Origin of the sequence: Wolbachia endosymbiont of Armadillidium vulgare str. wVulC (assembly GCF_001027565.1) — a bacterium.
Lineage (GTDB): Bacteria > Pseudomonadota > Alphaproteobacteria > Rickettsiales > Anaplasmataceae > Wolbachia.
On the sequence record NZ_ALWU01000007.1, the window covers coordinates 1 to 9,944 of the forward strand.

Genomic DNA, 9,944 nt, shown 5'->3' on the forward strand with positions numbered 1-9,944 from the left:
GAGGGGAAAGCGGAACGCTTGAACTGATTACAATTCGTGCTCGGTACCGAATGCTTTTTGCGGCTTCCGCTTGAATCTCATAAGATTGAGCTTTTTGGTGAGAAACTCCTGCATATTGGTAAGTATAGTTATTATAATAAGTACGAAGATTAGAAAGTGCAGAAAACTTCGCATTTTGTAGTAACTCCAATTCAATATCTTCTTGACTCCGCTGAGCAATTTCTCCTCCTTCTGTTAACTGATAACTCTTTTGCCAGTCGAAATTCTTTGGCGCTTCATACCAATCATTTCCAGTTGGCTTACTTTCAAGCGTTGTTGTTTCTACTTGTTTGTTATGTTCAAATCTAATATAAATTGGCATTGGTTTTCTCCGTTTTCTAGTATCAATTCCAAATTTTATGAGTGGCATCTAATCCTGGGCATTGCCAAGCTCTTAGCGTTCTCTCTACGTCCACCTCAAGTCCTGTGGTGAGAAAATTGCTACGTATGTTATAAATTCCCCACTGAATAAATTGACCATAGGTATATACATTACCTGAGAGCACACCTTCACTAACTTTTGTTCTGGAATATAAATAAGATGATGTGTAAAGTAATATTGCAACTGTTTTTCCTGCTGGAATCTCCACATTACCAGATCCAGCTAATTTGCTATCAGAACTCGTGTATTGGTAAACATTTTTCCACATTATTTTAGAGATTCTTGACTTACTGGAATTGGTATTATCTGGCGTTCCCACAAATAATCCTGCACCTCCATACTCCGTACTCGAATACGATGATCCAACAAATTCTATTGCTTTATTTATGTTCACATTGGTTGTATTTTTTACAAATACTACTCCAAGTGCAGCATATGGATAGTAATATATTGAATCATGACTACTCGAAAAACTGTTTGTGTATAACTCTCCGTAAATAAATGTTCCTTTATTTCCCTCTATAAAACTGAGTTGTCTTGGCCGATAAAAACTAACGTAATCTGTATCGTATGTATGGCTACCTGCAAGTAGTTGCAACATGTAGTCGGTTTTTGTTATATCACTACTCCACTTTCCAAGCTCTGTCATAAAAGTTCCGTGGCCAAAATAATTATTTTTTCTGCCAAGTACACCAAATAAGAAAGGTAATGCTCCAGGTTCAACCATGTTGCGCTTTCTTATTTCATTTATAAGAGACGCTTTTAACTGTTCATCCCGAGTTTTTACCTCATTAGAGATGTTTTCAATTCGAGTTTCTATTTCTCCTATAATTGATGAGCCAGATGGTACATTATTAACAGCACGAAAATCTTCTACTAAACCTTTAAGACCATCTTTATGACTGTTGCTAATACTATTTATTGCTGCAATATTGACATTCTTTCTCGTATCAAGTAGTGATAAATTTGTTGTTCCTTTTTCATCAATTCTCTTTAATAACTGCTTCTCTGATTCAGAGATCACTGCTAAAGAACTAGCTTTTTTATTATCCAGATCAGTTAAGTGTTTTTTTGCACTATCAAGAAGTTCTTTTAGCTTACCATCAGTCATCTGCACAATTTCAGAAACCGCACTTTTGTCGACTATTGATTCCAATGCCTTAGCAAGATATGCAAGCTGATCTGGTGTACTATTTGCTGCTAAATCCTTAAGTCTTTTTTGTAGCGCATCAATTATTCCTTTTACTTCAATCATCTGCACAACGTTGGAAATTGCTTTTTTATCTATTATCAATTCCAGGGATTTTGCAAGATATGCCAGTTGATCAGGTGTGCTATTTGCTGCTAAATCCTTTATCCTTTGGTGTAATGCTTCTATTGCTTCTTTCATTCCCAAAAATTTAAAAAAGTCTCAAAATTCAGTCGTTCAAATGCTTTTTTAAGCTGATTGTGCTCATTCTCTCTTTTAGCAATATCTTCATCTATTTTCTCAATTGTAGTACGGATACGAACAACATCCTGCACAGCAATGTTTTCTGGATGAGGTAGTGAATATCCTCTGCTTGTTTTATCATCTGACATTCTGCTACGTGACAATGATTCGTAGATTTTTGACTTTAGGGCGATAAACAACCGTTCCACTTAAAACCAATTTTACCCTCGTCTCATTAGCACTAAAATTTGATAGTACATGAGTTCTCTCCACCCAGCTTTCTCCAATTGGTTTTCCTGATGTTAAATTTACTAATTGCCAATCCACGTTTTTTTGTACATATGCTTTAACATCTGCAGTGCCAGGTATCAGCGCATCATATGTTATGGTAATCTTAGTGTTAGCTCCTGCTGTAATGCTCCTAGTTACATAATCTCCTTTTTCCCCTATATTACCCATAACTAGCTGTAACCCAGGATATAGCACTGGACTTTTTTCTCGCCCTCCTTTTAGGCTTGCTTTTACCGTTAATTCCCCATTTATTCTTTCACACAGTGCGAGCGGTAAGTTATCAGGCAAAAAGTTTTCTCTTCCCTCCTCATCTGTTAAGATAAATTCTACATTGGTATCAAATGCTACTTTTTCGACGTTCGTCAAAATAATTAAATCTGAAGTATTGTTTGCTGTAACTTTACCAAGATCAATAACGTGAGAATTTTCGCTAAATTTTGCAGCTAGTAATCGAAACGTTAAATCTAAATTTTGATGTGGAGTCCAGGTGCTTGCATTGCTAGATGAAAGTAATACTCCTACTTGATATGGCTGACTTGTTACCCAACGGCTATTTACTGCATCATATTTGCCAAGCTCTGCTATTTTTACTGCAGTACCAGGATCATCAGTAAGCAGTACTATTGCATACTCCTCTCCTGCATGGCAAAACACTGGTGGCCATTCTATACATGTTGCTGTGCCATCTATCTTTATATCTTTTGGCTCAATATAACTTTCAGCAATGACAGTCTGCGAGGGCATTCCCACTGCTGTTTCTCTAATCTGCACAACAACACGTTTTTTGCCGCTATTTGTGAACCATAAATCTAGACCTCCTATGTGTCTGCTCTCATTTAAAGTAAATGTTTGGGCTAAAGGGTCAATTCTTCTTGCTGCGATAACTCTTCTTCTCTCTTCTATGGTAATAGTTTTTTTACCAGTATAAGTTGTCTCTCCATAGCTTCCTTTATCCCCATAAAATTGTACTAATTTAGTACCTGCTGGAATATTAGCAGGAACGGTAAATCTTCCTTTTAATTTTCCCTGGTTGTTAGCTGTGAGCATATTTTTACCTCTTACGCAGTAGGCTGAATGAAGATACCATCGAACTTCACCTCCTTGAGCTTTTCATTTGGCTCAAAACCTTCGATCTCAAAATTCTGTACTGCTTCTCGCATAAATTCAGTTTCATAAGAATTACTTGACAATAGCTCTGTTGTTTCTCTAGTATTAAACACTCTAGTTACTGGACTTTTCCAATTCGTGGTAACCTCTGTCCAGTGGTCAATGTTTTTATTTAGAGTAATTTGTGCCGGGACTGGATCAAAAGCTTGATATGGATTGATCTTTTCTCCTTTGGTCTGTAAAAGCTGCTCCAGTACCGGTTCAAGTTCATACGGCAACAAATAAGTTTTTTCTCCTCCATCAATATCAGCAATAGTTACATCTATTGGTAAAATTAGTTCCTTGTTTACTATCGCTGCAGACTGCGAAATTCCTTGATCGCGCATATCATCATCAAAGAATGAATCAACAAATACTCCTTTTTTGGTGGTAGGTTCTCTTGAATTTGCATCACTGCGTAGACGTTCCTCTGCAACCAGCGCATAAAGATCATTTATTCCTTTTTTCATTGCTTCAAGCTCATTCATCGGTACAGCATGAATAGCATTATTCACTATTTTTACCCCTTCTTTTTCTCCGTTTTTCCATGTCTGATGAATGTAGCAGAGCAAAAGTTGTCCGCTAGGTGCTTTAGGCATTGATGGTCGCCAAGGGTGAGCTATACCTTTTATTCTCCTTACTGCTCCTTTGCTATCGATAGTAATTAAATCATAGCGTGGCATTTTCCAGGTGTAATCAATCAGAACCAAGCTGTTATCAACTGCTCCTTTTACTTTACATCCCTCTTCGCTTATATCTTCAGGGCTTATATGAGTGCGGCAGCGATAGGTTATCAGGTAACTACTTCCAGGAGCTGGTTCTTTACCAGGTAATGACCAATCAACGTTTCCTGCGTTTAGTTTGTAATCTATACTATTTTCATAAATAACATTGCCTTGTTTAACTTGAATAATCTCAAGTACTGCAGAGTCAGGTATCGGATCAACAGCTCCTGAATATGAACCATGAGTAATGGTAATGGTTTTTTGAACAGTTATATCTACTTTTTTAATTTCACTTATTGGAAAATCATTAACCTTCAGTTCCATTACTCTTTGGCTATTTGGCTGAAAAGTATGTGGTTCTGATTCAACTGATTTTATATCCGGATCTTCATCAAAAGAAACACGAATACTGTGAGGAAGTTCAATCTCATAGCCATCAACATGAGCTTTGCCCTCATTAATCACAAATATTTTTTTTCCTCCTTCTCCCTCTTCCTTTTGCAGGAACATTACTTCAAGACCATTTACGACGTAGGAACCATTGGCTTCTTTGTCATAACGAGCAAGAGCGGTAGTTACTATGTTTGCTTGTGGTGGCGGTGAATGTTCTATCAATACTCCATTTTCAATGTTATAGATTGGATAAAACTCTCCTTCAGAAAAACGTGGAGAAACACCTTCGAGCTTCCAAATGGTGGAAACTTTAAGCCTTGCTGCCCCTACTTCTTGATAATTACGTGTACCAACAGCAGGATCACGAAGATTTTCGTCCTCAAGTTCTGTAATCGTAGATTCTAGATAATAAACACCTATGCGAACTATAGTATTAAGAGGAATAACAAACTCTTCTTTTTCAACTTTTCTAACTGCACCACGAAGATAGATTTTTCCTCCTTCAAGTGTAACTTTACCAGTTTCTGCATCTATAATACAATTGCTTCCTGTTATAACATCACCATCACGAAATATTGCATCACCTATGCCTTTAAGCTTAGAGAGAGCATACTCCTGAGTTTCGTTTAATTCTGCAGACTGTAGACCTCTTCCAGCAAGAAATAAGCTTTTTTCGTATTCTTTGTCAGGATTAAAGCGGTTATAATAACTATTTAGGGTCATTTTGTTTCAAAAAGTTACAATAAATGAAAAAGTTTCCCGGGTTGCTGCAGTTCTAATAAGTGGTACTGTATGTTCTAAAACTAACAAAATTCCCGGATTTTCCACGTCTTTTGGTTCAAAATATCTCTGTCCTCTAGGTAATTCTTTTTTTACTTTAGTACCAACCATAACCCCAAGCCCCCTGATAACTTGATTTGCTGCATCCGTGAAATCGAAAGTAAATTTAAGGTACAAATTATTGGTTGGTACATTTGAGGACCTAAACCTCCCTGTTGGAGTCAAAAGCTCTCCATTCTCATCACCTGTGCAAAAGAGAACCTCATCTGCAGTACGTCTGCCAAGCTCATTGAGCAGTTTTTCAGAAGTTATCAGCTCTGGTGGTGTGCTTTCACTATATTCTACAGTAACTGCACTATTTGCCGTGATAGAGCTATTTTCCGTACGTTTTATTACACCACTACTGCTATCAACTATATTTGGCTGATACACTGTTTGCCCTGTAAAAACCCTTACATCTTTAATAGTGTGGTGATCTAGAGCTATTTCACCCTCAACAAAAACTTTTTTGACCTGATGGCTACTTTCCCAATTGGCATCACCACTACCCCAAGCAAGATGTATCGGCTGCTCTTTTATACTTGCGGCTATTGCTGCCCGACCTGATTGTGTAAGAATTGACATTTTTTCCCCTCTTACTATATATATACCGGATTTCTCACAGGTTTTTCCGGAAAAAATGAAAATTTTTTTGAAGTGCATTTTTATGCTTAAACATTCTTTATCTTAAAAAACCAGAACTACTTTTTTCTTTCAAGAATATCGAAACAATGCTTTTTGATATATTGAAAATCGAGATTAGCTAGCTCACAAACAGTTTCAAAAGATTCAGAATTTAACCATTTTATCGCTTCTTCTTTCAGCTTTACGTTTTTTCCTACTGCATCTTTCATAGCCCTCTCAATGACAGCAGTCCATAACTTTTCTTCGTCGTACCTCAAAACGGGACCCAATCATTTTGAACATTTTTATTTTGTTCTGGAGTAATAATTGTAGTAATCTTGTTTTTTTCTCCATATCGATCAGCTTCAATACCAACTTTTGCAGTAAATTCTAACCCGTTAAAATCAGCTATAGAGTTGATTTTTCTAGCAATCACTGCTTTTTCTGAAGTGTCATTTGCATGAATGTTCCGTGCTGACTCTAAAATACTTCTAAGCATAGAACGTCCAGATTCTCCCCAAGTATCTTCTCCTTCAACTCTTGCTTTGCCACTTTTAATACCAATTACTTGAAAAATCTTGCGTTTTGCATATGGACCTTCAGTGACAGTAAATTCAACGTTTAAATAGATGCTGCCAGTAGTGTAGCTTTTAGTGAACCAATTTTCATAACCTCCTGGTTTAATTGCCATTTTTACCTTGACTATTGTACCTTTTGGTATTAAATTACTTTGTAATTTTGCAGTATTAAAATCAGTTAAAAAGTCTGTTAGCATATTGTTCCCTATAAATTAAGTAAAAAAAGAATCAACTCCATTGGTCTACAAGTTTCCAACGACCATTTATCTTATCGACAAGCTTGCTTGCCACACGTTCACCATTACGCAGTTCAAATACTATCTGACGTACGGTACTTTCTTCATCATGAGAAAACATCACCATACCAGTACTATAAAATCCCCTCAAAGAACCAGCACCGCTTAAGCCTTGAAATGGATCTTCTTCTAGCATCTTTTTGGACAATTTTTTTGTGTGATGGGTGAGTATTATGCCCGAATCTGGATTGATAACATTTCTCAATCTCTCAAGTGTTTTTTGCAAAAAGAATAGCATAGCGCTATTGTCGTTTTCATTGCCATATTCACTTGAGTTAAAAATGTTACGAAGAGGATCAATCGCAATAATATCAGGTTTGAAACGCTCTTTAACAACATTTTTAATTTCATCTATTTCTTCACTACTAAATGATAATTGCACTCTTGGCGTGATAATTAAGTTATTGGCAGCTACATTTAAAAGTTCGTTATCAAGTTGAAGTTGTTGCAACCGTTCTTTCATGTAGTCATATTCGATTTCAGTTTGCAGGTAGAAAATTTTCATAGGCTTACTTGGAGTCATACCCAAAAATGAAGCTCCAGCAGCCATGTGGACGAGCCAAGAGATCAAAAAGTCGCTTTTGCCAATTTTAGGTGGGCCACCCAGTACCAATAGACCTCTTTTCGTTAAAATTCTTGGTGAGATTATATCTTCTGGTATTGGCGTTTGATCACTTAAATATTCCTTTACGCTATAAAAAGGGATTTTTTGACCGATATTGAAAAAGCTTTGTTCCATATTACTCCTTTTAAAATTAAATTTAGGCAACAGAAGCCAAGGTTTTGGCTTTAATTTTCGCAAGTAATTTACCCAGATGAGGTTCTTCAATCATATTCAGGCAGCCACTTCGATCTTTAGCTGGATAGCCCCAGGAATTAATAGTCTGACAGACAAATGAACGTTTCTCTGTGCCATCATCTTTCTTAATTCCAACCATACTGATTACTTCATCAACTATCCCAGGAATTTCACTGGCAGTTTTTGCTCCTTCACATTGAGGCAGCCATGTTGAACGATTGCAATCATCAAGATATTGACCTAGTGTGCCAACTATGATGATGTCTTTGTTTCTGATATGTTGAAATTGATTAAGCCAGGACATCATCTCTTGAGCAAGCAACCCATAAGCAGCTCTTTTATCTTCTCTCCCTGATCTATCTGAAAAAGCTTCAGGTTGCATTCTGGCCCATGAAAAACATAAACGTGATGCAACAGTTATGCTATCAATAAAGATAGAGCGGTATTGATAAACCTCAGAAAGAAGATCTTTGTGCTTGCTACAGACATGCTCATAGTGTTTTTGACTATACGCCTGATCAGACCTTAATGCAGGGTTTGGTCCACCAATAAGACAAGCAATTTCTCTGGCCTCATTCCAAGTGCGAATCTCAGTTGAATCGCCTTTCCAGTCTTGTACTGCTAGAAGTCCTGCTTCAAAATCAAGGCAAAGTGTTGTTGATTCATCGATGGTTTTGAGCAGACTGGTCTTGCCGATTCCATAAGGTCCAAAGATTACTATCTTCACACCTGTGACCATTTTTGCTCTTTCTTTGCTGTTTATTATTTTCATATTTTCCCCCCTTATAGTTAGAAATCTCGTTTTAGGTATGTTTTAAGGTGAGAAAACTCTTTGCGTAATTTGTTGATTGTGTCGTAGAGAGTTGATTTTGGTATACCAGTCCTTCTGGAAATTTCACAAATGCTGTGATCTTCTGCTAATAGTTTACATATTTTTCTTAACTCTCTAGGTAACTTTGCAATTGCTTCATTTACGTCAATGCGTACTGCGGAGCTATATTCAAGACTTTCATCACTTTCTTCGTACAAAGCTTCATCAACAAAATTAATGGTACGTTTTTTACATAGTTCTTTTTCTTTTAAATTGAGAGCGCGGCATTTAACGTACTGTTTTATAAAATGCCCTTCAAGTTCATTAAGGCCAGGCAAACAGTCAAGTAAAAGATCTTGCTCAACATCTTCAATGTCTTTATAAGCAAAAGCTTTTCCTCTCTTCAGAAGCTTAGCATAGTGTCGTATGTGTTTAACAACTTTTGGGTTAATACCAATATAGGAATTTTTAGAATGCATATTTTGCCCCTCTAATTAAGAAATGATTAAAGTGTTAATTGTGATAAACCCAAGTATTTGGATTTTCTACAGGAATTACGCTGCCATAATGCGGTGATTTGTAGTGTGTGGGTAGTAACCTGTGATAGACTGTAACCTTTTTGTTCTTCTCTGGATCAAGTATTTTTTGCCCAAATTCCATACCTTCAACGCAAAGTACTCCGTATTTGTTTCTTGCAGCGTTTTTGCCTTCTTTGTTGAATTTAACGTAGCCTTTGGTAGCAAGAACATCGAGACGATCACGTATAGAATGTGTACTGCCAAGACCTTCTTTATTTTCAAATGCCTGACAAAACTGATTAATTGTATAAACATGGCCCTTACGTCCTTCTGCAAATATTAAGTCCAAGATGATGTCATATCTACGAGAACGTTCGGCATCTAGTTTTTCACCATAGTCTTTATTTATTAACCTTTGTGACTCAGCGTCAACTTCGTACCAATGACCATTAATTTTATCAACAAATTTTGGCATAACAGAATTTCCATTACGTAACTCAAACATCAGTTGACGATAGCTGTTCTTCTCATCAGGCCTAAACATGATCATTCCAGTGGTATAGAATCCTCGTAAGCTGCTAGCGCCACTAAAACTTTGAAATGGATCTTCTTCTAATAGTTTCTTTTGCATTTTCTTTGTATGGTGCACAAGAATAACTCCAGCATCTGGATTGATTAGAGAACGCAGTTTTTCAACTCTCTCCTGGAGAAAGAAAATCATGGCATTATTATCATTTTCGTTACCGTATTCATCAGCATCAAAAACGTTACGCAATGGATCTACCGCTATGATATCAATGGTGTTTAGGTCAAAGTTTCTTTCTGCTTCATTTACGATATCTTTAATGCCATTTTCATTTAAAAGCAGCTTAGTCTGTGGTGTAATAACTAAATTGTTTGCAGCAAGTTTAATAAGTTCTTCACTAAGTTTCATCTGTTGCAACCGTTCACGCATATAGTGGTAACCGATTTCAGTCTGAAGGTAGAAGATTCTTAAGGGCCTTTTTGGTACCATATCAAAAAATGGAGTTCCAGATGCCATATGAAAAAGCCAAGAAATAAGAAAGTCACTTTTTCCCACTTTAGGCGCG

At 36.7% G+C, this 9,944-nt stretch carries 11 protein-coding genes and 1 pseudogene; all 12 read right to left on the reverse strand.

Going from position 1 to position 9,944, the window contains the following annotated elements:
- Nucleotides 1–361 (reverse strand): annotated as a pseudogene (locus tag wVul_RS04605) (hypothetical protein); the annotation flags it as partial.
- Between the two features lie 22 nt (nt 362–383).
- The gene (locus wVul_RS04610; RefSeq protein ID WP_047759369.1) at nt 384–1,811 is read right to left on the reverse strand and encodes a V-type ATP synthase subunit I domain-containing protein; all 1,428 of its coding nucleotides are present in this window, start codon (nt 1,809–1,811) and stop codon (nt 384–386) included.
- Nucleotides 1,808–2,002 carry a hypothetical protein gene (locus wVul_RS04615; RefSeq protein WP_047759370.1) on the reverse strand — a complete coding sequence of 65 codons (195 nt, stop codon included), beginning with the start codon at nt 2,000–2,002 and terminating at the stop codon, nt 1,808–1,810. The genes wVul_RS04610 and wVul_RS04615 overlap by 4 nt, the downstream gene beginning before the upstream one ends.
- A gap of 4 nt (nt 2,003–2,006) precedes the next feature.
- Nucleotides 2,007–3,191 (reverse strand): hypothetical protein, encoded by a 1,185-nt coding sequence (locus tag wVul_RS04620; RefSeq protein ID WP_047759160.1) that lies wholly within the window; start codon nt 3,189–3,191, stop codon nt 2,007–2,009.
- 11 nt (nt 3,192–3,202) lie between these two features.
- A complete protein-coding gene (locus tag wVul_RS04625; RefSeq protein ID WP_047759161.1) occupies nt 3,203–5,131 on the reverse strand; it encodes a DUF4815 domain-containing protein in 1,929 nt (642 codons plus the stop codon).
- Nucleotides 5,132–5,137: 6 nt separating this feature from the next.
- Entirely contained in the window at nt 5,138–5,812 is a 675-nt protein-coding gene (locus wVul_RS04630; protein WP_047759371.1) for a hypothetical protein, read from the reverse strand.
- 116 nt (nt 5,813–5,928) lie between these two features.
- Nucleotides 5,929–6,129 (reverse strand): hypothetical protein, encoded by a 201-nt coding sequence (locus wVul_RS09455; protein ID WP_047759372.1) that lies wholly within the window; start codon nt 6,127–6,129, stop codon nt 5,929–5,931.
- Nucleotides 6,126–6,626 carry a hypothetical protein gene (locus wVul_RS04640; protein WP_047759373.1) on the reverse strand — a complete coding sequence of 167 codons (501 nt, stop codon included), beginning with the start codon at nt 6,624–6,626 and terminating at the stop codon, nt 6,126–6,128. Before wVul_RS04640 ends, wVul_RS09455 begins: the two co-directional genes overlap by 4 nt.
- A gap of 31 nt (nt 6,627–6,657) precedes the next feature.
- Complete coding sequence (locus wVul_RS04645) at nt 6,658–7,464, reverse strand: AAA family ATPase (protein ID WP_047759374.1); 807 nt, start codon at nt 7,462–7,464, stop codon at nt 6,658–6,660.
- A gap of 22 nt (nt 7,465–7,486) precedes the next feature.
- The gene (locus tag wVul_RS04650) at nt 7,487–8,296 is read right to left on the reverse strand and encodes an ATP-binding protein (protein WP_047759375.1); all 810 of its coding nucleotides are present in this window, start codon (nt 8,294–8,296) and stop codon (nt 7,487–7,489) included.
- Nucleotides 8,297–8,313: 17 nt separating this feature from the next.
- Nucleotides 8,314–8,814, reverse strand: coding sequence for a sigma-70 RNA polymerase sigma factor region 4 domain-containing protein (locus tag wVul_RS04655; RefSeq protein WP_047759376.1), 501 nt, complete (start codon nt 8,812–8,814; stop codon nt 8,314–8,316).
- A 34-nt stretch (nt 8,815–8,848) separates the two neighbouring features.
- Nucleotides 8,849–9,944 (reverse strand): AAA family ATPase (locus wVul_RS04660; RefSeq protein ID WP_047759378.1); only part of this gene is annotated, 1,096 nt, incomplete at its 5' end.

Excerpts from the sequence above, each read along its gene's own strand:
- wVul_RS04655 (WP_047759376.1), bottom strand. The coding sequence starts at position 8,814 with ATGCATTCTAAAAATTCCTATATTGGTATTAACCCAAAAGTTGTTAAA.
- wVul_RS04650 (WP_047759375.1), bottom strand. The coding sequence starts at position 8,296 with ATGAAAATAATAAACAGCAAAGAAAGAGCAAAAATGGTCACAGGTGTG.
- wVul_RS04615 (WP_047759370.1), bottom strand. The coding sequence starts at position 2,002 with ATGTCAGATGATAAAACAAGCAGAGGATATTCACTACCTCATCCAGAA.
- wVul_RS04630 (WP_047759371.1), bottom strand. The coding sequence starts at position 5,812 with ATGTCAATTCTTACACAATCAGGTCGGGCAGCAATAGCCGCAAGTATA.
- wVul_RS04625 (WP_047759161.1), bottom strand. The coding sequence starts at position 5,131 with ATGACCCTAAATAGTTATTATAACCGCTTTAATCCTGACAAAGAATAC.
- wVul_RS04645 (WP_047759374.1), bottom strand. The coding sequence starts at position 7,464 with ATGGAACAAAGCTTTTTCAATATCGGTCAAAAAATCCCTTTTTATAGC.
- wVul_RS04640 (WP_047759373.1), bottom strand. The coding sequence starts at position 6,626 with ATGCTAACAGACTTTTTAACTGATTTTAATACTGCAAAATTACAAAGT.
- wVul_RS04610 (WP_047759369.1), bottom strand. The coding sequence starts at position 1,811 with ATGAAAGAAGCAATAGAAGCATTACACCAAAGGATAAAGGATTTAGCA.
- wVul_RS04620 (WP_047759160.1), bottom strand. The coding sequence starts at position 3,191 with ATGCTCACAGCTAACAACCAGGGAAAATTAAAAGGAAGATTTACCGTT.